The sequence below is a fragment of the Achromobacter sp. HZ01 genome (genome assembly GCF_003267925.1).
Lineage (GTDB): Bacteria > Pseudomonadota > Gammaproteobacteria > Burkholderiales > Burkholderiaceae_B > Achromobacter > Achromobacter pulmonis_A.
Window position 1 is genome coordinate 195740 of sequence record NZ_LWKV01000001.1, and the last position, 23444, is coordinate 219183.

Sequence of the window (23444 nt, forward strand, 5' to 3'; positions counted from 1 at the left end):
AGGCCGCGGGCGCCGTCCCGCGGCCCGGCGCCACTTCTTCCGGGCTTTTCCATGAACGTCTATCTGCTCCAGGTCATCAACGGGATCGGAGTGGGCATGCTGTACTTCCTGCTGGCAGTCGGCCTGTCCATCGTCTTCGGTCTGTTGCGCTTCGTGAACTTCGCCCACGGGGCGTTCTATCTGCTGGGCGCCTACTTCTGCTTCCAGGCCATCGAATGGGGGCTGGACTTCTGGCTGGCCCTGGCGGTGGTGCCGCTGCTGGTGGGCGCATGCGCCTGGGCCGCCGAAAAAATCGTGCTGCGCCACGTCTACGCGCAGGCGCACGAGTTCCACATCCTCATCACCGTGGGCCTGGCCCTGGTGCTGCAGGAACTGGTCATCGTGGTGTGGGGGCCGATCGGCGACAACGTGGCCGTGCCGGCCTCGCTGCAGGGCGTGGTGATGTGGGGCAGCTTCATCTATCCCAAGTACCGCCTGTTCGTGATCGGCTTCACCGCCGTGTTCTCGCTGCTGCTCTGGTACGTGCTGGAAGGCACGCGGCTGGGCAGCGCGGTGCGCGCCGGCAGCGAGTCCACCGAGATGGTCTCGATGCTGGGCATCAACGTGTTCCGCATGTTCAGCCTGGTGTTCGCGCTGGGCGCGGCCACCGCGGCGCTGGCCGGCGTGCTGGCCGCGCCGATCCGCGGGGTGGAGCCCTTCATGGGTGTGGAGGCCCTGGGCATCGCCTTCGTCATCGTGGTGGTCGGCGGCATGGGCAGTTTCTTCGGCGCGCTGGTCGGCGGCCTTCTGATCGGCGTGGTGCAGAGCGTGATGAGCACGCTGTGGCCGGAAGGCGCGCGGCTGATGATTTATGTGGCGATGGCCGCGGTTCTGCTGCTGCGGCCTCACGGCCTGATGGGGAGAGGATGATGACGCGCTTGAAATCGCACGCGCAATTGCTGCTGGCGCTGGCCGTGGCGCTGCTGCTGCCGCTCGTCATGCAGTCGGGTTCGCTGGCCGCGGAAGTGCTGATCTACGCCCTGGCCGTGCTGGGCTGCAACCTGCTGCTGGGCTTTACCGGGCTGCTGTCGTTCGGGCAGGGCATTTTCTTCGGCCTGGGCAGCTACGCGGCGGGGCTGCTGCTCACGCGCACCGGCATGCCGATGCCGCTGGCGCTGCTGTCGGCCATGGCGGTGGGGGCGCTGGCGGCCACGCTGGTGGGCTGGTTCGCGATCCGCCAGCGCGGCGCGTATTTCGTGATGCTGACCCTGGCCTTCGCCCAGATGTTCTATTTCCTGGCCTACAGCCTGCCGGATCTGACCGGCGGCGACAACGGCCTGCTGGACGTGCCGCGTCCGCCGCTGTCGGTGGCGGGGCTGGAGATCCTGCCGCTGGACACGCCCTGGCGCTTCTACGCCTTCGTGGCCGCGTGCTTCCTGGCGGTGTTCTGGCTGTTGCTGCGGGTGACCAATTCGGTGTTCGGCCGCACGCTGCTGGCGATCCGCGACAACGAGGCGCGCGCCATGGCGGTGGGCTACGACGTGCGCCTGTTCAAGCTGGCGGCCTTCGCCATTTCCGGGGCGGTGACGGCGCTGGCCGGCGCCTTCCTGGCCATGATGACCGGCATCGCGCCGCTCTCCAGCATCGAATACCACAGCAGCGAAATGATCCTGGTGATGACCGTCATCGGCGGCACCGGCAATCTGTTCGCCTCGGTGCTGGGCGCGGCGTTCTATGTGCTGTCCGCCGACTGGCTCTCCACGCTCTGGCCGCGCTGGCTGATGCTGCTGGGCTTTCTGCTGATCGCCGTCAGCCTGTTCATGCAGAAAGGGCTGTGGGGCCTGGGCGAACGCATCTGGCTGGCGCTGCGGCGCCGTCCCGGCGGGCAGTCCGCCGTCGAGGAGAACCGCGCATGAACCAGGCTGCTTCCACGCCGCTGCTGCAGGCGCGCGGCATCGTCAAGCGTTTCGGCAAGTTCGTGGCCCTGCACGGGGTCGACCTGGAGGTGCGGCCGCGCACGGTGCATTCGGTGATCGGCCCCAACGGCGCCGGCAAGACCACGCTGTTCCACATCCTGACCGGCACGCTGCGCGCCAGCGAGGGCAGCATCGTGTTCGACGGCCAGGACGTCACGCAGGAGGCCGACCACCAGCGCGTGCAGCGCGGCATCGCCCGTTCGTTCCAGGTCACCAGCCTGTTCGCCAATCTGTCGGTGCGCGAGAACCTGCGGCTGGCGGCGCAGGGCGCGCACCGCGCCGGCGCGTTCGATTGCTGGCATCCGCCGACCGGGGCGCGGGCGCAGCGCGAGGTGGTCGACGCCGCGCTCGAACGCCTGGGCCTGCCGCGCCTGGCGCAGGTGGCCGCCGGCGCGCTGTCGCACGGCCAGCAGCGGCGCCTGGAAGTGGGCATGGCGCTGGCCGCGCGGCCGCGCGCCATCTTCCTGGACGAGCCCACCTCCGGCATGGGGGTGGACGACCTGGAAGAGATGAAGCGCCTGATCCGCAGCCTGCGCGACGACCATACGGTGGTGCTGATCGAGCACAACATGAACATCGTCATGGACATCTCCGACACCGTCACGGTGATGCAGCAGGGCAGGGTGCTGGTCGAAGGCCCGCCCGGCGCCATCCGCAGCGACGAACGGGTGCGCGCCGCGTACCTGGGCAACATGATCACGGGAGGCCGGGCATGATCCTGGACGTCGACGCCATACACAGCTACTACGGCAAGAGCCACATCCTGCAAGGGGTGTCGCTGCAGCTGGAGCAGGGCACGGTGGTCACGCTGCTGGGGCGCAACGGCGCGGGCAAGTCCACCACGCTCAAGACCATCGCCGGCGTGATCGCGCCCAAGGCCGGCGCGGTGCGCTTCGGCGGGCGCGACATCGCCGGGCTGCCGGCCCACCGCATCGCCGCCATGGGCGTGTGCCTGGTGCCCGAACACCGCGGCATCTTCAAGCTGCTGACGGTGGAGGAAAACCTCAAGCTGGGCATGCGCCGCGATTCGCCGTGGCAGTTGGAAGATGTCTACCGCATCTTTCCGCGGCTGAAGGAGCGGCGCAAGAACGGCGGCGGCCAGTTGTCCGGCGGCGAGCAGCAGATGCTGGCCATCGGGCGCGCGCTCATGAACCATCCGCGCGTGCTGATGCTGGACGAGCCGGTCGAAGGCCTGGCGCCGGTGATCGTCGAGGAAATCGTGGCGCAGATCCAGTCCATCAAGCGCGCCGGCGTCACCATCCTGCTGGTCGAACAGAACCTGGAGGTCTGTACCCAGCTGGCCGACCGGCATTTCGTCATCGAACAGGGAACCATCGTCTACCAGGGCAGCAATGCGGAATTCATGGCGGACGAGAACGTCAAAGACCGCTACCTGGGGGTGGGGGTCTGAGATCTACGAGGAAATCATCATGGAAATGAACGCACTGGAGGCCGTGAGCGGCATCCGCATCGACGGGGCGCGCCTGTGGGCGTCGCTGATGGAACTGGCGCGCATCGGCGCCACCGAAAAGGGCGGCGTGTGCCGGCTGGCGCTGACCGACCTGGACCGCCAGGGGCGCGACCTGGTCTGCCGCTGGGCGCGCGAGCTGGGCTGCACCGTGCGGGTCGACGCCATCGGCAATATCTTCATGCGCCGCGCCGGCCTGCGCGACGACCTGCCGGCGGTGATGACCGGCAGCCACATCGACACCCAGCCCACCGGCGGCAAGTTCGACGGCAACTACGGCGTACTCGCCGGCATCGAGGTGCTGCGCACTCTGCACCAGCGCGGCCTCGTCACCGAGGCGCCGCTGGAAGTGGTGGTGTGGACCAACGAGGAAGGTTCGCGCTTCGTGCCGGTGATGATGGGCTCGGGCGTCTATGCCGGCGCCTTCACGCTGGAACACGCGCTGGCCGCGCGCGACCGCGACGGCGTCAGCGTCGGCGACGCGCTGCGCGCCATCGGCTATGCCGGACCGGAGCCGGCGCGCCCGCGGGCCGTGGGCGCCTATTTCGAGGCGCACATCGAGCAGGGGCCGATCCTGGAGGCGCACGGCATCACCATCGGCGCGGTGCAGGGCGCGCTGGGCCAGCGCTGGTACGACATCACCATCACCGGCCAGGAGGCGCATGCCGGCCCGACGCCGATGGAGTTGCGCCGCGACGCCCTGGTGGCGGCCTCGCAGCTGGTGCTGGCGGTCAACCGGATCGCGCTGGACCACGCCCCGCACGGCCGCGCCACGGTGGGCTGCATCGACGGCTATCCGAATTCGCGCAACGTGATTCCGGGGCGGGTCTCGCTGACCGTGGACCTGCGCGCGGCCGACGACGCCGCGCTCGACAGCATGGCCGCGGCCCTGGCGCGGGCCTGCGACGAACTGGCCCAGCCGGGCCGCTTCGAGGTCGAACGCAAGGAAGTGGTGTACTTCCCGCCGCAGCCCTTCGAGCCGCGGCTGGTGCAGGCCGTGCGCGACGGCGCGCGCACGCTGGGGCTGGATTCGCTGGACGTGATCAGCGGCGCCGGCCACGACGCGGTCTACATGGCGCGGGTCGCGCCCACCGCCATGATCTTCGTGCCGTGTAAGGACGGCATCAGCCACAACGAGATCGAGGATGCGCAGCCCGGACACCTCGAGGCCGGCTGCAACGTGCTGCTGCACGCCATGCTGCGCTGCTGCGGCCGCATCGAATCCGCCCAGGGAGCGCCGGCATGAAAGTCCTGATCGCCCGCATGAACCACGAGACCAACACCTTCTCGCCGGTGCCCACGCCGCTGTCGGCCTTCGGCGTGGCGGGGCCGACCTTCGACGCCGAGGCCTATGCCGAGAACCACGGCAAGCGCACCGCGATGGCGGCGTTCATCGACCTGGCCGAGGCGCGCGGCGCGCAGCTGGTGACGCCGGTGTCGGCCACCGCCTATCCCAGCGGCCGGGTGGCCGCCGACGCCTACGAAACCCTGTGCGCGCGCATCGTCGCGGCCGCGCCGGGCTGCGACGCCATCCTGTTGGACCTGCATGGCGCGATGGCGGTGGAAAGCACCGACGACGGCGAAGGCGACCTGCTCGAACGCGTGCGCCGCGCGGCGCCGGACGCGCCCATCGCGGTCGCGCTGGACCTGCACGGCAACGTGACGCCGAAGATGGTCGCCAACGCCGATGTCATCGTCAGCTTCAAGACCTATCCGCACATCGACATGTACGAAACCGGCGAGCACGCCGGCCGCCTGCTGTTCGACGCCATCGACGGCCGCACCAGGCCGTTCATGGCCTGGCGCCGGCTGCCGCTGGTATCGCACACGCTGCGCAGCAACACCGGCGAAGGCGCGATGCGCGCAGCCGTCGAGGCCGCGCGGCGCGCCGAAGCCGCCGGCGCGCTCGGCGTCTCGGTGCTGGCCGGCTTCGGGCTGGCCGACATCCCCCATCCCTGCCTCAGCGTGGTGGCGGTGGCCGACGGCAGCCAGGAGGAGGCCGAGCGCATCGCCGGCGACATGGCCGCGTCCATCTGGGCCGACCGCGAGGGCTTTCTGTACCGCAGCGAGCCGCTGGCGCAATCGCTGGCGCGCGCGCGCCAGCTGGCCGAAGGCGCAAGCCGGCCGGTGCTGCTGCTGGACCACGGCGACAACTGCATGAGCGGCGGCACCTGCGACACCATGGACGTGCTGACGGCGGCGCTGGACGCGGGACTGGACGGCATCGTGGCGGGGCTGTATTGCGATCCGGAAGCGGTCGCTGCGCTCACGCGCGCCGGCGTGGGGGCGCAGGTGGAACTGCCGGTGGGCAACAAGCGCGCCATCGACAGCATCGGCCGTCCGGCCCGCCCGGTCACGCTGCGCGGCCGGGTGGAGGCGCTCAGCAACGGCGAATATCTCATCACGGGGCCCACCTACACCGGGCAGATGGCCTGCATGGGCCGCAGCGCCGTGCTCGACATCGGCGCGGCGCGCCTGGTCATCACCGAACGCACGCACGAGCCCTGGGACCTGGGCGTATTCCGCAGCCTGGGCGTAGAGCCCACCGAGGCGCGCTACATCCTGGTCAAGTCGCGCATGTACTGCCGGCCCGTATTCGTGCCGATCTCATCGGCGCTGGTGGAGTGCGACAGCCCCGGCGTGACCAGTTCGGACTGGTCTCTGTTCGAATTCCGCAAGCGCACGGGCCCGCATTTTCCGCTGGAGCCGATGGCCCCCGAGGATTACGACCCGCGTAGCTGATGACCCATTGAACAACGGGAATCGACGTTGCCCCAGGGCAACATTCACATGTTCAGTAATTAGTAAAACTAATGAGAACGATTCCGTTTTGTGTATCATGGCCGGGATGAATTGAAGCCCGGCCCATCGGGATTCTGCAGTTTTCCACTCAAGACCCGCCCACGCGGACATCCCGATATGAAGATCAAAGCCCTAGCCTGCATGGCAGCCGCGCTGCCGTGCTGCGCTTCCGTCTACGCCCAGAACGCCGCCTCTTCCGCCACCGGCCAGGAGCCGGTGGTTTCCATGGACGCCATTACCGTCGAAGCCAGCGCCGACGCCTCGGCCGGCGGCCTGGCCGCGCCGTTCGCGGGCGGGCAGGTGGCCCGCGGCGGGCGCATCGGCGTGCTGGGCACGCAGGACATCATGGACACGCCGTTCAGCATCACCAGCTACACCAACGAGCTGATCCAGGACCGGCAGGCGCGCAGCGTGGGCGACGTGCTGCAGAACGACGCCGGCGTGCGCGTGGCGCGGGGCTTCGGCAATTTCCAGGAGTCGTACTTCATCCGCGGCTTCATCCTGGGTTCGGACGACGTGGCCTACAACGGTCTCTACAGCCTGCTGCCGCGCCAGTACATCGCCACCGAACTGTTCGAGCGCGTGGAGGTGCTGCGCGGCGCTTCGACCTTCCTGACCGGCGCGGCGCCCGGCGGCGGCGGCATCGGCGGCGTGATCAACCTGGTGCCCAAGCGCGCGCCCAACGAACCGCTGACGCGCGTCACCACCGGCGTGTCCAGCGGCGGCCGCATCCAGCTGTCCACCGACCTCGCGCGCCGTTTCGGTCCGGGCGACAGCACCGGCATCCGCCTGAACGCCGCGCAGCATAGCGGCGACACCGGCATCGATGACGAACATTCGCGCACCAGCCTGGTGTCGCTGGGCCTGGACTGGCGCTCGGCCGATACGCGCCTGTCGGCCGACATCGGCTGGCAGGAAAACAAGCTCAAGCGCGCGCGTCCCAACGTCACGCTGGGCGCCGGGGTCACCACGGTGCCCGACGCGCCCGACGCCAGTTCCAACTACGCGCAGCCCTGGACCTATTCCAACGAACGCGATCTCTTCGGCACCGTGCGCGCCGAACACGATTTCAGCGACCGGCTGACGGCCTACGCGGCCTTCGGCATGCGCCGCAGCGACGAAGCCAACTCGCTGGGCAATATCACGCTGACCAACGGCAGCACGGGCGACGGCACCTTCTACCGGTTCGACAACACGCGCGAGGACAGCGTCAACACCGGCGAGTTCGGCCTGCGCGGCAAGGCCCGCACCGGCCCGGTGGGCCACGAATTCGTGGTGTCGGCCTCGTTCTTCGACCTGAAGACCAGGAACGCCTACGTGATGGACTTCGGCAACAAGTTCCCCACCAACATCTACGACCCGGTTTCGTACGACAAGCCGGCGTTCAGCGCCGGCGCGCTGCGCGGCAACGACCTGGACGATCCGGCGCTGCAGAACCGCATCCGCCTGAGCAGCTACGCCATCGGCGACACGCTGTCGTTCCTCGACGACCGGGTGCGGCTGACGGCGGGCATCCGCCACCAGCGCCTGTCGCAGCGCGCGTATGCGTACAACACCGGCAACGAAAGCAGCGCCTATGACGCCAGCCACAATTCGCCGGCCGCCGGCCTGGTGGTCAAGGTCGCGCCCGACGTTTCGCTGTACGCCAACTACATCGAGGCCCTGACGGCAGGCCCGACCGCTCCGGCCATGGCCGGCGGCAAGCCGGTGCCCAACGTCGGCCAGAGCCTGCCGCCCTTCGTTTCCAAGCAGAAGGAAGTCGGCGTGAAGTACGAGGGCGACGGACTGGGCGCGGGCCTGGCGCTGTTCTCCACCGACCGGCCGCGCGCCATGTACGACGCCAGCAACGCGCTCACCATCTCCGGCAAGGACCGCCACCAGGGCGCCGAGCTGACCTTCTACGGCGAGCCCGTCAACAGCGTGCGCCTGCTGGGCGGGCTGACCTGGCTGGACGCCGAGCAGCGCGCCACCGGCACGCCCTCCATCGACGGCAACCGCGTGATCGGCGTGCCGCGCTTCCAGGCCAACCTGGGCGTGGAATGGGACATCCCGGGCGTGCCCGGCCTGGCGGTGGACGGCCGCGTGGTCTATACCGGCTCGTCCTACGCCGACGACGCCAACACGCTCAAGGTCCCGGGCTGGACCCGTTTCGACGCCGGCCTGCGCTACATGATGGACGTGGACGGCCACGTGCTGACCCTGCGCGCGCGCGTGGACAACATCGCCAACCGCAACTACTGGTCCTCGGTGGGCGGGTATCCCGGCAACGGCTATCTGGCGCTGGGCGGGCCGCGCACCTTCTCGCTGAGCGCGAGCATGGATTTCTAGGGGGGTTGGATGGCGTGGCCGGTGTGGGTGGCGTAGGATGGGTGCAGCGCGAGAGTTCTTGCGCAAAAACACGAATATCGAGCGCGCGTAACCCATCAGGCGGCGCTAGCCGCCGCCTTTCGTGGCAAGAGGCAAACGCCGGCTCCCGCCGGCCGATGGGTTACGCGCGGTCAGCGCCAGTATTCTTGCAAAGGGCTTGCCGCGCTGCACCCATCCTACGCCACCCACGACATCCGCACCATCCGCACCAGCCACGCTTCGGCAGCCTTTACCAGAACCACCCGCCGCGCGTCAGGCTGGCTTCGCAGCTCTTGTACTGCGCGCTGAATTTCTCGGCGCGCGCCTGGACCTTGCCCGACACCGTCTTGAGCCAGGCCTTGCGCTCGTAGCTGCGGTTGCGGTAGCCGGTCCAGCCTTCGTGATAGTTCAGGTACTGGCCGTAGGCGTCCCATTTGGAGACGCCGTTGATGCGCTGGGTCTTGTTCATGTACCAGCCCATGAAGTCCAGCGCGTCGGCGAAGTCGTCGCGGCTGGCGCCCCAGCCGCCTGCGTCTTTTTTGTAGTCGGCCCAGGTTTCGTCCTTGGCCTGGGCGTAGCCGTAGGCCGAGCTGACCCGGCCCCACGGGATGAAGCCCAGGAAGTAGTAGCGCGGCGGCAGCGCGTCCTGCTTGAACGAGGATTCCTGGTACATCATCGCCATCGGCACCGCCACCGGCGCGCCCCATTTCTTCTGCACCCGCAGCGCGGCGTCGTGCCAGTCCGGCTTTTCGCGGAAGATGGCGCAGATGTTCTCCGGGTTGGACGGCGGCGCGGTGGCGCAGCCGGCGAGCGCCAGCAGCAGCGGCGGCAGCAGGAGCCGGGTCATTGGCGGGATTTCCTCCGGGGCTATGTAGACGGGTGTTGCGATTGTATTGAAACGTATCGCAGTGCGCCGCTATCGGCCCGCCTCCCGCTGGATGCTCGCCAGCATCCGCAACAGCACGCAAACCAGCAAGGCGGCGCCCAGGTTGTACAGCATGCCCGCCACGAAGGCCGAGACGTACAGGTCCGCCCGGGCCGCCGCAACGCCGTCGGCCAGCGTCGCGCCGAACAGAATGCCGACCGCCGCCACGCCCAGCGCCGCGCCGACCTGCTGCACGGTGGAGACCACGCCCGCCGCCATGCCCGCCTGCGATTGCCTGACGAACCCCAGCACCAGATTCAGCAGCGGCGTCATGATGATGCCCTGGCCGGCGCCCACCGCGATCAGCGCCGGAATCAGCCGCAGCGGCTCCAGGCCGGCGCCCGCGGCCCACACCTGCGCGATCAGCACCGCCAGCGACGCGGCATAGGCCAGCGCGCCCGCAGCGATGGCCCGGATGCCCCAGCGCGACACCAGCCGGGGCGCGGCCAGCGAGGCGGCGACGAAGCCCACGCTGCATGGGGCGAATATGCTGCCCGCCACGAAGGGGTCCAGTCCCAGTCCGGTCTGCGTCAGCAGCGCGAAGCACAGGAAGAACGAACTGGAAGTGGAATAGATCAGCAGCACCAGCAGCGCGCCCAGTGCGAAGCGCCGTTCGCCCAACAGGCGCATGTCCACCAGCGGCAGGCCGCCCGCGATGCGCCGCCGTTCCTGGTGGCGATAGAACGCCGCCAGCAGCGCGGCCGACGCGGCCAGCGCCCACAGGCTCCAGGCGGGCCAGCCCTGTCCGGGGCCTTCGATCAGCGGCACCAGCAGCAGCGCCAGTCCCAGGCTGACCAGCAGCACGCCGCTCCAGTCCAGCGCCGGACGCTGCGGCGCGCGCGATTCCGGAATGCGCCGCGCGGCCGCGATGGCGCCCAGGCCGATCGGCACGTTGATGAGAAAGATGCTGCGCCAGCCCAGCCCGAACAGATCCGCGTGCACCAGCCAGCCGCCCAGCACCTGTCCGGCGATGGCCGCCAGGCCGAGCGTCATGCCCAGCAGGCCGAAGGCGCGGCGGCCGTGCTCGCCCTCGAAATTGACGCGGATGGACGCATACACCTGCGGGAACAGCAAGGCGGCCGCCAGGCCCTGCAACACCCGGGCGCCGATCAGGAAGCCGGCGTCGGGGGCCAGCCCGCACAGCGCCGAGGCCAGCGTGAATCCGGCCATGCCGACGGCGAACAGGCGGCGCCGCCCATACAGATCGCCGAGCCGCCCGCCCGTGATCAACAGCACGCCGAACGCCAGCTCGTAGCCGGCCACAATGAAGCCTATCTGCGCGAAGCTGGCGCCCAGTCCGGCCTGCATGGCGGGGATGGCGACGTTGACCACGAACAGGTCGAAGATGGTGACGAAGCCCCCCAGCAGCAGCACGGACAGGCCAAGCCAGGGCGGGGCGGCGAGCGCGCCCGCGGGCGGCGCGGAAATACAGGAATGCGGGTTCATCTTGCTTATCCAGAATAGAGAGGCAATCATTCTGCTGGCCTGGTTAAGCAATTACAATTTAACCGTTTATGCTATTACTTAAAGCAATGAGATAAGCCATGCGCACCCTGGAACGTACCCGCGCCGACCTTGCCGCCTTCTTGCGCGCGCGCCGCGAGCGCCTGTCGCCCGCGGATGCGGGCCTGCCCAGCGGCGGGCGGCGGCGCACGCCGGGCCTGCGCCGCGAAGAGGTCGCCGCGCTCGCGGGGGTCGGACTGACCTGGTACACCTGGCTGGAGCAGGGGCGCGACATCGGCGTGTCCGCCGCGTTCCTGGAGAACCTGGCGCGCGCGCTGAAACTGGACGCCGCCGAACGCCGCCATTTGTTCCTGCTGGCCCACGAACGGCCGCCCGCCGAACCCGGTAAGACCTGGTGCGAACTGCCGCCGCTGGTGGCGCGCCTGATGCACGATCTGCCGCATGCGGCCTTCGTGCTCAATCTGCGCTGGGACGTGCTGGGCTACAACGCGTTGGCCGACGCCATGTTCGCCTTCGGTTCGCATGCGCCCGGGCGGCGCAACCTGCTGTGGATGCTGTTCACCGATGCCTTGCTGCGCGAGCGCGTGCACGACTGGGAAGCACAGGCGCCGTTGATGTTGTCGAGCTTTCGCCGCGATTTCGCGCGCGCCACGCAGGAAGCCGACATCCACGAGCTGGTCGACGAGCTGCGGCAGGTGTCGCCGGAGTTCAAGGCATGGTGGCGCAAGCATGACGTGCATGCGCCATGCAGCGGCGTGCGCACCCTGGCGATGGACGGCCGGGCCGAGCCCTACGAGCACACTTCGCTGACCATCGACGAGGACCGGCATCTTCGCCTGGTCGTGTATGCGAGGCAACCGGACGCCGCGCAGGGCGGCCGCAAATGAAAAACGGCCCCGGATCGCTCCGGGGCCGTCTTGCAGGCGCGGGCCTGGCGGGTGCTTAGACCTCGATGACGTCGGCCACGTCTTTGTAGTCGGCGATCTTGTCGAAGTTCAGGTACTGGTAGATCTGGTCGCCGCTCTTGTTGATGACGCCCATGTCGGCCATGTACTCGTCCTTGGTCGGGATGCGGCCCAGCTTCGAGCAGATCGCGGCCAGTTCGGCCGAACCCAGGTACACGTTGGTGTTCTTGCCCAGGCGGTTCGGGAAGTTGCGGGTGCTGGTCGACATGACCGTCGCGCCTTCGCGGACCTGCGCCTGGTTGCCCATGCACAGCGAGCAGCCCGGCATTTCGGTGCGGGCGCCGGCCGTGCCGAACACGCCGTAGTGGCCTTCCTCGGTCAGCTGGGTGGCGTCCATCTTGGTGGGCGGAGCGACCCACAGCTTGACCGGGATATCGCGCTTGCCTTCCAGCAGCTTGGAAGCCGCGCGGAAGTGGCCGATGTTGGTCATGCAGCTGCCGATGAACACTTCGTCGATCTTGGCGCCGGCCACGTCCGACAGCGTCTTGACGTCGTCGGGGTCGTTCGGGCAGGCCACGATGGGCTCGTGCACGTCGGCCAGGTCGATCTCGATGACCGCGGCGTATTCGGCGTCGGCGTCCGGCTCCAGCAGCTTGGGATCGGCCAGCCAGGCTTCCATGGCCTTGATGCGGCGGCCCAGCGTGCGCTCGTCTTCGTAGCCGTTGGCGATCATCCACTTCAGCATCACGATGTTGCTGTTGATGTACTCGATGATCGGTTCCTTGTTCAGGCGCACCGTGCAGCCGGCGGCCGAACGTTCGGCGGAGGCGTCCGACAGTTCGAAGGCTTGTTCCACCTTCAGGTCGGGCAGGCCTTCGATTTCGAGGATGCGGCCCGAGAAGATGTTCTTCTTGCCTTGCTTGGCCACGGTCAGCAGGCCCTGCTTGATCGCGTACAGCGGGATGGCGTTGACCAGGTCGCGCAGCGTGACGCCGGGCTGCATCTTGCCCTTGAAGCGCACCAGCACCGATTCAGGCATGTCCAGCGGCATCACGCCGGTGGCGGCGGCGAAGGCCACCAGGCCCGAGCCGGCCGGGAACGAGATGCCGATGGGGAAGCGCGTGTGCGAGTCGCCGCCGGTGCCGACGGTGTCGGGCAGCAGCATGCGGTTGAGCCACGAGTGGATCACGCCGTCGCCCGGGCGCAGCGAGACGCCGCCGCGGGTGCTGATGAATTCCGGCAGCGTGTGGTGGGTCTTGACGTCCACGGGCTTCGGATAGGCGGCGGTGTGGCAGAACGACTGCATCACCAGGTCGGACGAGAAGCCCAGGCAGGCCAGGTCCTTCAGTTCGTCGCGGGTCATGGGGCCGGTGGTGTCCTGGCTGCCGACCGAGGTCATCTTCGGTTCGCAGTAGGTGCCCGGGCGGATGCCCTTGCCTTCGGCCAGGCCGCAGGCGCGGCCGACCATCTTCTGGGCCAGGGTGTAGCCGCGGCCGCTGTCGGCGGGGTCCTTGGGCAGGCGGAACAGCGTCGAGGGCGCCAGGCCCAGCGCTTCGCGCGCCTTGGCCGTCAGGCCGCGGCCGATGATCAGCGGAATGCGGCCGCCGGCGCGCACTTCGTCGAACAGCACGTCGGACTTCACCTGGAACTCGGCGATCACTTCGCCGTTCTTCAGAGCCTTGCCTTCATAGGGGCGCAGTTCGACCACGTCGCCCATTTCCATCTTGGAGACGTCCAGCTCGATCGGCAGGGCGCCCGCGTCTTCCATGGTGTTGTAGAAGATCGGGGCGATCTTGCCGCCCAGGCACACGCCGCCGAAGCGCTTGTTCGGCACGAAGGGGATGTCTTCGCCGGTGAACCACAGCACCGAGTTGGTGGCCGACTTGCGCGAGGAGCCCGTGCCGACCACGTCGCCGACGTAGGCCACCAGATGGCCTTTTTCCTTGAGCGATTCGATGAACTGCACCGGGCCGCGCTTGCCGTCTTCCTCCGGCTGGAACGCGGCGCCTTCGCGCTTGTTCTTGAGCATCGCCAGGGCGTGCATGGGGATGTCGGGGCGGGTGGTGGCGTCCGGAGCCGGCGACAGGTCGTCGGTGTTGGTTTCGCCCGGCACCTTGAAGACGGTGATGGTCAGGCTTTCCGGCAGTTCCGGACGGCTGGTGAACCATTCGGCGTCGGCCCAGCTCTGCATCACGGCCTTGGCGTTGGCGTTGCCCTTGTCCGCCTTTTCCTTCACGTCGTGGAAGGCGTCGAACATCAGCAGGGTCTTCTTCAGCGCGTCGGCGGCGATGGTGCCGATTTCGGCGTCGTCCAGCAGCTCGATCAGGGGGCCGATGTTGTAGCCGCCCAGCATCGTGCCCAGCAGTTCCGTCGCCTTGGCGCGGCTGACCAGCGCACAGTTTTCCTTGCCCAGCGCCACGGCGGCCAGGTAGGAGGCCTTGACCTTGGCGGCATCGTCCACGCCGGCCGGCACGCGGTGGGTCAACAGCTCGACCAGGTTCTGCTCTTCGCCGGCGGGCGGGTTCTTCAGCAGTTCGATCAGTTCAGCGGTTTGTTTGGCCGTAAGGGGCAGCGGGGGAATCCCCAGAGCCGCGCGTTCGGCAACGTGTTGGCGATAGTTATCCAGCATGTGAGGCCTGCTCAAAGTCGGGTTGGAAGAAGGGTTGTCGGCCCGAATTGTAGAGGGAAGAGGGGGGCGCAGGCAAATGTCTTATATCTTATATAAGACTTGGCATGATAGACGTTGCTTAAGCGCGACCCCGGGCGGGCCGCAAGGCGGCGCTAGCGCGCGTCCGCGTCGTAGACGATTTCCACCCGGGCGAAATTGGCGCCATGCTGCTTCACGTGCGCCTGGAACGGCGCGCTCTCGCCGGGCTTGAGCCGGGACACGCGCGGCGTCTGGAAGGTGGCGCCGGTCAACTGGCCCTGGGCGTCGTACAGGCTGACCCACAGCTTGACGTTCTCGACCTCGGCCGCGCTGTCGTTGCGCACCCGTCCGTGGACGGTGACGTACTTGTAGCGATAGCGGTAGGTGAAGTTCAGGGTGCCGGTGCCGACCGCGGCCTCGGTGTTCTCCACGGTCACGGCCAGCTGCGGCCGCGGGCCGGGCAGGGCGGCGCGCTTGGCCGGCAGCCAGTCGGTCTTGACTTCGGTGTAGCGCTCGACGCGGCCGGTCAGCGCGACCGGCACGCGTTCGCCGGGATAGAGCCGCGCGGGCAGGCTCCACGACTGCCGCAGGTCCAGCGCGCGCGAGCCGTCGTACACCGTGATCTCGGCCTTGGGCGCCAGCATCACGTATTCCTTGCTGGTGTTGACCAGTTCGGCGTAGAGGACCGGGCGTTCGATTTCGTCGAGCAGCCGGCGCGGCGCCGACAGCTTGAGCGCGGCCGGGTCGAAGAGCGCGAAGCCGGGGTCCAGCAGTTCCTCCGTGCTCAGGCGCACGTGGTCGATGACGCGCACGTTGGCCGGGCTGACCCGCACGATGCGGGTGGTCGGGGCGCTCTCGCGCGGGGCTTCCTCGCGCGGCGCGGCGGAGGCGGGCGCGTCGGCGCGCGCGCTCCAGGGCAGGATGGCGGTGTATTTCCACAGCGCGTAGCCGCCGGCGGCAAGCAGGATCAGCCCCAGCGCGGCCATGGCCGGCCGGGACAGGCGTCCGGAATGGGAATGGCTAGCGTTCACTTTGCACCATGTAGTCGTAAGAAGCCACCGGCCTGTCGGCCAGCATTTCGCAGCGCGCGTCGAAGGCGGTCAGCGCGCCCGGCGCCAGCGGGCTGGCCGAGCCGTAGCCGTTGCCGATGCCGATCAGGGTTCCGTCGTCGGCGTACAGCATGACTGTGACCTGGCTGCTGTTGGCCGCCTCGGCGCCTTCGTTCTTGAGCAGGCCCACCAGGCGGTAGCTGCCGTCGTTGCGCACCAGCTGGACCCGGCTGGCGGTGACGGCGTTGTTCTTGCCGCGCGCGGGCATGGGCCTGGCCACTTCCAGGGCGTAGCGGGTGTAGGCCTTGTCCGGCGCCTGGATCGTCAGCGGCGCGTATTCGCCCGGCTCCAGCGAACGCGCCGGCGCCGATCCCGAGGCCGAGGACAGCGACAGCTCGCCCTGGAAGAACGAGGCCGTGACGCGCGGCATGTCGATTTTCCTGCCGGTCTCGTTGCGCACCATCATGACGAGCAGGCGGGCGCCGCGGGTCTGCACTTCGCGCACGTCGGTCAGCTTGACCAGGGAAGCGTCGATCGCGGGCGCAGGCGCCGGCTGGCGCACGGGGCTGCTGCGGCCGCCTTCGGTCAGCAGCACCGCTGCCACCGGAATCGCGACGGCAAGCGCCACGGCGACGGCGGCCGCGGCCACGCTGCCGGAGCGCGGCTTGGCGGCCGGCTGCTGCATGTTGCGCAGGATCTTCTCCAGGCGCTGGGCGACGTTGTCTTCCACCAGCGTCACGGCATGGCAGTGGCTGCAGCGGTATTCGTTGGTGTCCAGCTTGGTGAACTGCGCGCTGCCGCAGGTGGAGCAGGTCAGGGTCACCGTATTGATCGTGGTCTGTCGGGGCGTCATGGGCGCGAGTAGGGGGCGCGAATAGCGGGGCGCGAGCGGAAGGCAGGGCGGCAAGGATAGCGGACCGCGGGCGGGGCCGCGTGCATGAGCGCATCCATTTGTGACAAAACATGAGCGACGGTGCGCGGGCCGATGCTATCATCGCCGCCTGAAAATCGCCCATCCCCTAGTACGCCGTTCCCCCCGTCGATCCGCTCCCATGCCGCCGTCCCGCGCGGCGCCGGGCAGAGCCGAGGCAGGTCAGGCTCTACCCCTAGCAATGAGTATTTCCCAACACTTGCTGTTCCTGGTTTGCGTGGCGCTGGCCACCTATGCGCAGACGATGACGGGCTTCGCCTTCGGCCTGGTGCTGCTGGGCCTGTCGGGCGTGTTCCAGCTGGCCTCCGTGGCCGAGGTGGCCAACGTGGTCAGCGTGCTGTCGCTGGTCAACGCCGCCGTCACGCTGGCGCGGGCCAGGCCGCAGGTGAACTGGTCGCTGATCCGGCCTGCCATGTTTAGCAGCCTGGTCGGCGTGGGCGTGGGCGTGACCGCGCTGGCGTGGATCAGCGGTTCCATGGCGGTGCTGCTGCAGCTGCTGCTGGGCTGCACCATCGTGGCCTGCGCCGTCCTGCTGGTGGCGCGCGCACAGCCGCTGGCGCAGGTGTCCTCGCGCGGGTCGTTCCTGTTCTTCGGCGCCGTGTCGGGCGTGCTGGGCGGGCTGTTCTCCAGCGCCGGGCCGCCCATGGTCTATCACCTGTACCGCCAGCCGCTGCCGCTGGCCGCCATCCGCAACAGCCTGCTGATCCTGTTCTCGGTCAACGCCATGGCGCGCCTGACCCTGGTGACGGGGCAGGGCGAATTCATGGCGTCCTCGTTCTGGCTGAGCGTGCTGGCGCTGCCGATCGTGATCGGCGTGACCTGGGTGGCGCGCCGCTACGCCACGGCCGGCTCGATGCAGACCGTCAAGCGCCTGGTGTTCATGCTGCTGCTGGCGGCCGGCCTGGGGCTGATCGTGCCGGCCTTCAGGACGCTGGCGGGCTAGCCGCGTTCGCCGGTGATGTAGCGTTCGAGTTCGTGGATGATGAATTTCTGTTCGCTCATCACATCCTTGACCAGGTCGCCGATGGACAGCAGCCCGATCAGTTTGCCGTCCTCGATCACCGGCAGGTGGCGGAAGTGCCTTTCGGTCATCATCGCCATGCAGTGTTCGCGGGTGTCGGCGCGGCCCACGTAATACACCGAGTCGGTCATGATGTCGCGGACCTTGGTGGTGCGCGACGAGCGGTCCTGCAGAACGATCTTGCGGGCGTAGTCGCGCTCGGTCAGCATGCCCAGGACCGCGTCGCCCTGGACTACCACCACGGCGCCTATGCTGCGTTCGGCCATGGTCTTGATTGCGTCGTAGACCGATGCGTCCGGCGAGACCGTCACGACGGATTGGTTGGCCTTTTCCCTGAGAAGCTCAGCAACTGTCTTCACGATGTGCTCCCGAATCGCTGGTGAAGTCGAACCATGCTCCATCCTAAGCCGGTCGGCCGTGTTGCCGCAAGCCGCCCGCTTCCCTGTGGTTTTTTCGGCTTGACTATTTCATCGCCTTGTCACGGAAGGCCTGGCTGGCCATGGCGCGCAGGTTGCGGGCGGCGCTGCGTTCGGTGGCCGGGTTCCAGGCCAGCGAAATGCCGATGGTGGCGTCGCCGGGAAAATCGGCCAGCGTCTTGTAGACCACGTTGGTGCCGGGATGGCGGCGGCCGCCGGCCGGCACCAGGGCCACGCCCAGGCCGCTTTCGACCAGGCTGAGCAGGGTCTGCACCTGCACCGCCTCCTGCGTGATGCGCGGCGTGAAACCGCGCAGCTGGCAGGCGTTGATGGCGGCCATGCGCAGGCCGGCCGCCTCGTCGGCGGTATACATGATGAAGGCTTCGTCGGCCAGGTCCGCCAGCCGGATGCGGCCGCGCCGCGCCAGCGGATGCGTCTTGGGCACGGCCAGCGCGAAGTTCTCGGTGGTCAGCGGCGTGAGCCGCACGTTCGAGCCCATCGCGACCGGCACGCGCACGATGCCGATCTCCAGCGTGTCTTCTTCCAGCTCCTGCATGATGCGTATCGACGTGGCTTCGCGCAGCACCACGTTGACGCCCGGATAGCGCTGGCGAAACGGCGGCAGGATGCGCGGCAGCACCGCGTGGGTGGCCGAGCCCACGAAGCCGATGCGCACCGTGCCGCCTTCGCCGGCCGCGCCGGCGCGCGCGGCCTGGCGGAACTGTTCGGCATGGAACAGGGCGCGTCGCGCCTCGTCCAGCGCCGCCAGGCCGGCTTCGGTCAGCTTGACGCCCTGGCGTCCGCGGATGAACAGCGGCACGCCCACGGTCTCTTCGAGCTTGCGGATGGACACCGACAGCGGCGGCTGCGACATGTGCAGCTTTTCGGCCGCGCGGTGGAAGTTCAGCGTTTCGGCCAGGACGAGGAACTGCTGCAGGTGACGGAAATCCATGGTGGCGGTCCGGTTGGGGCGTGCCACAGATGATACGGGCTGCATATCGTTTCCGGCATCGGTGCTATCCCGCCGCTATCAGGCGATCGCGCCGGCCGCGCGCAGCGCGGCCAGCGCCGCGTCGTCCAGGGCCAGCGCGCGGCCCAGCACGGCGTCGGTGTGTTCGCCCAGGCGCGGCGGCGCGGCGGGTTCGCGCGGCGGCGTGCCGCGCAGGTGCAGCGGCGAGCGCAGCAGGCGCAGCGTGCCGTGGCGGGCGTCGGGCGTGTCGGCGATCATGCCGCGCGCCGCGATCTCGGGCGCCTCCAGGGCCTCGTCCACGCGCCGCACCGCGCCGGCGGGTATGCCGGCGGCGCGCACCCGTTCCAGCCAGTGCGCCGTGCCGGCCTCGGCGAACTCGACCTGCAGCATGGGAATGAGGCGCTCGCGGTTGAGCACGCGCGCGCGGTTGGTGGCGTAGTCCGGGTCGGCGCTCCATTCCGGATGCCCGAGCAGGGCGCACAGGCGCGCGAACTGGCCGTCGTTGCCGACAGCCAGGGCGAAAGAGCCGTCGCGCGTGGCGAAGATCTGGTAGGGCACCACGGTGGGATGGCCGTTGCCCAGGCGTCCCGGCTTGTGGCCGGCCGCCAGGTAGCCGGCGCCCACGTTGGCCAACACGCTGACCGCGCCGTCCAGCAGCGCCAGGTCGATGTGCTGGCCGCGGCCGCTGCGCGCGCGCGCCAGCAGCGCGGCCAGGATGGCCTGCACGCCGTTCATGCCGGTGACCAGGTCGGTGATGGCCACGCCCAGCTTCATGGGCGCGCCTTCCGGTTCGCCGGTGATCGACATCAGCCCGCTTTCGGCCTGGATCACGAAGTCGTAGCCCGGCTCGGCCGCGCGCGGCCCGCTGCGGCCGTAGCCGCTGATGGAGCAATAGACCAGGCCGGGATTGAGGGCGGCCAGGTCTTCGTAGCCCAGCCCGAAAGCCTCGAGCGCGCCCAGCCGGTAGTTCTCGACCAGCACGTCGGCCTGCCGCGCCAGCTCGCGCACGATGCGCTGGCCCTCGGGATGCTTGAGGTTGACGGCCACCGATTCCTTGCTGCGGTTGGCGCACAGGAAATAGGTGGATTCGCCGCCCACGTCGGGGGGCGACCAGCTGCGGGTGTCGTCGCCCTGTCCGGGGGCCTCGATCTTCCAGACTTCGGCGCCCAGGTCGGCCAGGGTCTGCGTGCACCAGGGGCCGGCCAGCACGCGGCTCAGGTCGAGCACGCGGATGCCGGCCAGCGGCAGGTCGTCGCGCGGCGCGTCGCTCATGCGGCCTCCTTGGCGCACAGCGCGCCGCGCAGGAACGACAGCGCATCGCCGCCATCGGCCAGCGCCTGCGCGCCGATGCGTTCGTGCCAGTGGCTTTCCGAGCCGCCGGCCAGCCGCCATTCGCGCAGCCGCCGGGTGTAGAGCTGCAGGTCGTATTCCTCGGTCACGCCGATGGCGCCGTGCACGGCGTGCGCGATATCGGCCACCAGCGGCGCGGCCAGGCTGGCGCGCGCCTTGCCGGTCGCGGCCAGCAGCGGCGCGGGCCGTCCCTCGGCGCCCTGGAACGCCAGCTGCGCGGCCATGCGCGCGGCCCATACCTGTTCGGCCATCACGCTGACCTGCTGCTGTATGGCCTGGAAGCGGCCGATGGGCTTGCCGAACTGCGCGCGCTGGTTGGCGTAGTCCAGCGTCATGGCCAGCACCCGTTCCATCGCGCCGGCCATCAGGCCGGCATAGGCGGCGGCGGCCAGCGTGTCCAGCGCGCCGCCGCCCTCGATGCGCTCGGCGTCGGCCAGATCCCAGGACGCATCCGCCGACAGGCTGGCGTGCACGCCGCCGGCTTCGATGCGCGCGGCCTGCGCGGGCAGCAGCCAGGCCTGGCCGTCTGTCTGGGCCAGCACGTAGTCCGCGCTGCGCATCCAGGGCACGCCGGCGCCGTGCAGGCGTCCGTCGCGCAGCGTCACGCCGTGCGGGGCCAGCGCGATCGAGCCGGTGGGCTGCGGCCGCCCGGCGCGGCACAGCCAGGGGCGCGCCAGCACGGTGTGGGCGATGGGATAGGGGCACAGGTGGCGGCCGGCGGCCAGCACCACGGGCAGCGCCTCGGCCAGCTCCAGTCCGGCGCCGCCGTCCGCCTCGGGCACCAGCGCGTCGCCGAAGCCGGCGTCTTCGCAGGCCTGCCAGGCCTCGGCGGGCCGCTGACCCTGCTCGGCGCGGCGGATGACGTCGGGCGTGCAGGTCTGCGCGAACAGGCGTTCTGCCGCGTCGCCAAAAATATTGTCCATGAGTCTGTCCTTATCGAAGGCCAAGGCCGCGGGCGATGATGCCGCGCAGGATTTCGCGGGTGCCGCCGCGCAGCGAGAACGTGGGCGCCACCTGTTCCAGGTACGCCAGCGTGCGCAGCAGCGGCGGGGGAGGCGGCTGGTCCGGCCGGCGCGCCAGCGCGTCGCCGATCAGCCGCGGGATGGCCTGTTCCAGTTCGGTGCCCAGGTCCTTGACCAGCGCGGCCTCGGTGGCGGGGCTGAGCCCGGCCGCCAGCTTGCCGGCGATGGCCAGCGACATGGCGCGCAGCACCGCCATCTGCGACAGGATGCCGCCCAGCAGCGCACGGTCGCCGGCGTCCGGGTCCTGGCCGCGGCAATGCGTCAGCCAGCACTGCAGCAGCGCGATGCTGGAATACAGGCGTTCGGGTCCGCTGCGCTCGAACCCCAGTTCGGCGTTCACCTGGGCCCAGCCCGCGCCCTCCGCGCCGATCAGGGCGTCGGCGGGCAGCGCCACGTTGTCGAAAAACACTTCCGAGAAATGCGCATCGCCGGCCAGGTCTTCGATGGGGCGCACCGAGACGCCGGGCAGCGACAGGTCCACGATGAATTGCGACAGCCCCTGGTGGCGGTCCTCGGCGGTGCCGGACGTGCGCACCAGCGCGATCATATAGTGCGAGCGGTGCGCGTTGGTGGTCCAGATCTTGCTGCCGTTCAGGCGCCAGCCGCCGGCGGCCGGTTCGGCGCGCGTGCGGATGCTGGCCAGGTCCGAGCCCGATCCCGGCTCGCTCATGCCGATGCAGAAGAACGCTTCGGCGCGGCAGATGCGGGGCAGGTAGAACGCCTGCTGCGCGGGCGTGCCGTACTTGAGGATCAGGGGCGCGCTCTGGCGGTCGGCGATCCAGTGCGCCGAGACCGGGGCGCCGGCGGCCAGCAGCTCTTCGGACAGGACGAAGCGCGCGAAATGGCCGCGCGCCGATCCGCCATGCTCGCGCGGCAGCGTCAGCCCCAGCCAGCCGCGTTCGGCCAGGCGCCGGCTGAATTCGGCGTCGTAGCCCATCCACGAGCGGGCGCGCGCGTCGGGTTCGAGTCCGTCCAGCGTCTGCGCCAGGAAGTCCCGGACCTCGGCGCGCAAGGCTTCGTCTTCGGGCGGGATGGCGGTAAGTTCCAGCGTATCTATCATGGGGCGCTCCGATGCAGGCCAGGCGCCGCAGCATGGCGCCGGGCTTCACTATCGATGAGCGTGGTGAAAGCTGTCCAATATTATTTTTTTGATTTCCGATATCGGTTTCGAATCGAATGAGCAAGGATGGCCGATACCGATCCCGTATCGGGATGGAAAAATTTAATATTGGACGGCAACCTCCCGCATCCCTACGCTGATGGAGGGGGCGCGCGCGTCGCGTCGCCCGGCTGGCTTTTTTCATCGAACAGGAGGAGATCCATGACGGATCTGGTGCAGTACGAGCAGCGCGCCGACGGCGTGGTCACCTTGACCTTGAACGATCCCAAGACCCGCAACGCCCTGACCGGCAGCACGATGGTGGACGAACTGCTGGCGGCGTTCGCGCGGATCGAACGCGACCCCGAAGTCCGGGTGCTGGTGATCACCGCGGCCGGCAGCGTGTTTTCGTCGGGCGGCAACGTCAATGACATGCAGCGCCAGATCGGCCCGGAAGTCGGCAGCGCGGCGCTGCGCCAGGAATACCGCCACGGCATCCAGCGCCTGCCGCTGGCGCTGCATGCGCTGGAAGTCCCGACCATCGCCGCGGTCAACGGCCCGGCCATCGGCGCGGGCTGCGACCTGGCCTGCATGTGCGACGTGCGCATCGCGGCCGAGGAAGCCGCCTTCGCCGAGAGCTTCGTGAAGCTGGGCATCGTGCCCGGAGACGGCGGCGCCTGGTTCCTGCCGCGCCTGATCGGCATGGCGCGCGCGGCCGAGATGTCCTTCACCGGCGACGCCATCGACGCGCGCACCGCGGCCGAATGGGGCCTGGTCTCGCGCGTGGTGCCGGCGGCCGAACTGCTGCCCGCGGCGCATGCGCTGGCCGCGCGCATGGCGGCCAATTCGCCCGACGCGGTGCGCCTGACCAAGCGCCTGCTGCGCGAAAGCCAGCACGCGCGCCTGGACACGCTGCTGGAGCTGTCGGCGGCCTATCAGGCGCTCGCCCACAAGACGCCGGCGCACGCGCAGGCGGTGCAGGAATTCGTCGCGCGCCGCGCCGCGCGCAAGGCCTGAACGGCAGACGCGGGGCCGGGCGCGGCAGTATGATGGGAAGCATCACAAGGAGGAAAC

20 protein-coding genes are annotated in these 23444 nt (G+C 69.2%); 10 read left to right on the forward strand and 10 right to left on the reverse strand.

The window, feature by feature from the left end; genetic code table 11:
- The first annotated feature begins 51 nt into the window (after window positions 1–51).
- From A6B37_RS00915 to A6B37_RS00945, 7 genes are all read left to right on the forward strand, one after another.
- A complete protein-coding gene (locus A6B37_RS00915) occupies window positions 52–909 on the forward strand; it encodes a branched-chain amino acid ABC transporter permease (protein WP_102772427.1) in 858 nt (285 codons plus the stop codon).
- Window positions 909–1895, forward strand: coding sequence for a branched-chain amino acid ABC transporter permease (locus A6B37_RS00920; protein WP_102772426.1), 987 nt, complete (start codon window positions 909–911; stop codon window positions 1893–1895). Before A6B37_RS00915 ends, A6B37_RS00920 begins: the two co-directional genes overlap by 1 nt.
- A complete protein-coding gene (locus tag A6B37_RS00925; RefSeq protein WP_102772425.1) occupies window positions 1892–2671 on the forward strand; it encodes an ABC transporter ATP-binding protein in 780 nt (259 codons plus the stop codon). Before A6B37_RS00920 ends, A6B37_RS00925 begins: the two co-directional genes overlap by 4 nt.
- A complete protein-coding gene (locus tag A6B37_RS00930) occupies window positions 2668–3366 on the forward strand; it encodes an ABC transporter ATP-binding protein (RefSeq protein WP_102772424.1) in 699 nt (232 codons plus the stop codon). Before A6B37_RS00925 ends, A6B37_RS00930 begins: the two co-directional genes overlap by 4 nt.
- A 19-nt stretch (window positions 3367–3385) precedes the next feature.
- A complete protein-coding gene (locus A6B37_RS00935) occupies window positions 3386–4669 on the forward strand; it encodes a Zn-dependent hydrolase (protein ID WP_102772423.1) in 1284 nt (427 codons plus the stop codon).
- The gene (locus A6B37_RS00940) at window positions 4666–6165 is read left to right on the forward strand and encodes a M81 family metallopeptidase (RefSeq protein ID WP_111824649.1); all 1500 of its coding nucleotides are present in this window, start codon (window positions 4666–4668) and stop codon (window positions 6163–6165) included. The genes A6B37_RS00935 and A6B37_RS00940 overlap by 4 nt, the downstream gene beginning before the upstream one ends.
- Window positions 6166–6342: 177 nt before the next feature.
- Window positions 6343–8553 carry a TonB-dependent receptor gene (locus A6B37_RS00945; RefSeq protein WP_111824650.1) on the forward strand — a complete coding sequence of 737 codons (2211 nt, stop codon included), beginning with the start codon at window positions 6343–6345 and terminating at the stop codon, window positions 8551–8553.
- A gap of 268 nt (window positions 8554–8821) precedes the next feature.
- Here A6B37_RS00945 and A6B37_RS00950 read toward each other — a convergent pair whose 3' ends face one another.
- Window positions 8822–9418 carry a hypothetical protein gene (locus A6B37_RS00950; protein WP_102772421.1) on the reverse strand — a complete coding sequence of 199 codons (597 nt, stop codon included), beginning with the start codon at window positions 9416–9418 and terminating at the stop codon, window positions 8822–8824.
- Window positions 9419–9487: 69 nt separating this feature from the next.
- Window positions 9488–10942, reverse strand: a complete 1455-nt coding sequence (locus tag A6B37_RS00955) for an MFS transporter (RefSeq protein ID WP_111824651.1) — start codon at window positions 10940–10942, stop codon at window positions 9488–9490.
- 98 nt (window positions 10943–11040) lie between these two features.
- Here A6B37_RS00955 and A6B37_RS00960 point away from each other — a divergent pair, with 98 nt between their 5' ends.
- Window positions 11041–11847 (forward strand): helix-turn-helix transcriptional regulator, encoded by an 807-nt coding sequence (locus tag A6B37_RS00960; protein ID WP_111824652.1) that lies wholly within the window; start codon window positions 11041–11043, stop codon window positions 11845–11847.
- A 55-nt stretch (window positions 11848–11902) separates the two neighbouring features.
- Here the strand turns inward: A6B37_RS00960 and acnB are convergent, their stop codons facing one another.
- The 3 genes from acnB to A6B37_RS00975 form a co-directional block, all read right to left on the reverse strand.
- The gene (gene acnB / locus A6B37_RS00965) at window positions 11903–14494 is read right to left on the reverse strand and encodes a bifunctional aconitate hydratase 2/2-methylisocitrate dehydratase (protein ID WP_111824653.1); all 2592 of its coding nucleotides are present in this window, start codon (window positions 14492–14494) and stop codon (window positions 11903–11905) included.
- Window positions 14495–14646: 152 nt separating this feature from the next.
- Window positions 14647–15543 (reverse strand): FxLYD domain-containing protein, encoded by an 897-nt coding sequence (locus A6B37_RS00970; RefSeq protein WP_246842342.1) that lies wholly within the window; start codon window positions 15541–15543, stop codon window positions 14647–14649.
- Window positions 15533–16414, reverse strand: coding sequence for an FxLYD domain-containing protein (locus A6B37_RS00975; protein ID WP_102772416.1), 882 nt, complete (start codon window positions 16412–16414; stop codon window positions 15533–15535). Before A6B37_RS00975 ends, A6B37_RS00970 begins: the two co-directional genes overlap by 11 nt.
- Window positions 16415–16673: 259 nt before the next feature.
- Here A6B37_RS00975 and A6B37_RS00980 point away from each other — a divergent pair, with 259 nt between their 5' ends.
- The gene (locus A6B37_RS00980) at window positions 16674–17435 is read left to right on the forward strand and encodes a TSUP family transporter (protein ID WP_102772415.1); all 762 of its coding nucleotides are present in this window, start codon (window positions 16674–16676) and stop codon (window positions 17433–17435) included.
- Here A6B37_RS00980 and A6B37_RS00985 read toward each other — a convergent pair.
- The 5 genes from A6B37_RS00985 to A6B37_RS01005 form a co-directional block, all read right to left on the reverse strand.
- Window positions 17432–17872 carry a CBS domain-containing protein gene (locus A6B37_RS00985; RefSeq protein ID WP_102772414.1) on the reverse strand — a complete coding sequence of 147 codons (441 nt, stop codon included), beginning with the start codon at window positions 17870–17872 and terminating at the stop codon, window positions 17432–17434. The two genes, A6B37_RS00980 and A6B37_RS00985, sit on opposite strands and share 4 nt — an antisense overlap.
- Before the next feature lie 103 nt (window positions 17873–17975).
- Window positions 17976–18881 carry a LysR family transcriptional regulator gene (locus tag A6B37_RS00990; protein ID WP_102772413.1) on the reverse strand — a complete coding sequence of 302 codons (906 nt, stop codon included), beginning with the start codon at window positions 18879–18881 and terminating at the stop codon, window positions 17976–17978.
- A gap of 78 nt (window positions 18882–18959) precedes the next feature.
- Complete coding sequence (locus A6B37_RS00995) at window positions 18960–20171, reverse strand: CoA transferase (RefSeq protein WP_111824655.1); 1212 nt, start codon at window positions 20169–20171, stop codon at window positions 18960–18962.
- The gene (locus A6B37_RS01000; protein WP_111824656.1) at window positions 20168–21172 is read right to left on the reverse strand and encodes an acyl-CoA dehydrogenase family protein; all 1005 of its coding nucleotides are present in this window, start codon (window positions 21170–21172) and stop codon (window positions 20168–20170) included. Before A6B37_RS01000 ends, A6B37_RS00995 begins: the two co-directional genes overlap by 4 nt.
- Before the next feature lie 10 nt (window positions 21173–21182).
- Window positions 21183–22331 carry an acyl-CoA dehydrogenase family protein gene (locus tag A6B37_RS01005; RefSeq protein ID WP_111824657.1) on the reverse strand — a complete coding sequence of 383 codons (1149 nt, stop codon included), beginning with the start codon at window positions 22329–22331 and terminating at the stop codon, window positions 21183–21185.
- Between the two features lie 261 nt (window positions 22332–22592).
- Between A6B37_RS01005 and A6B37_RS01010 the strand changes: the two genes are divergently transcribed.
- The gene (locus tag A6B37_RS01010; protein ID WP_102772409.1) at window positions 22593–23387 is read left to right on the forward strand and encodes a crotonase/enoyl-CoA hydratase family protein; all 795 of its coding nucleotides are present in this window, start codon (window positions 22593–22595) and stop codon (window positions 23385–23387) included.
- The last annotated feature ends 57 nt before the right edge of the window (window positions 23388–23444 follow it).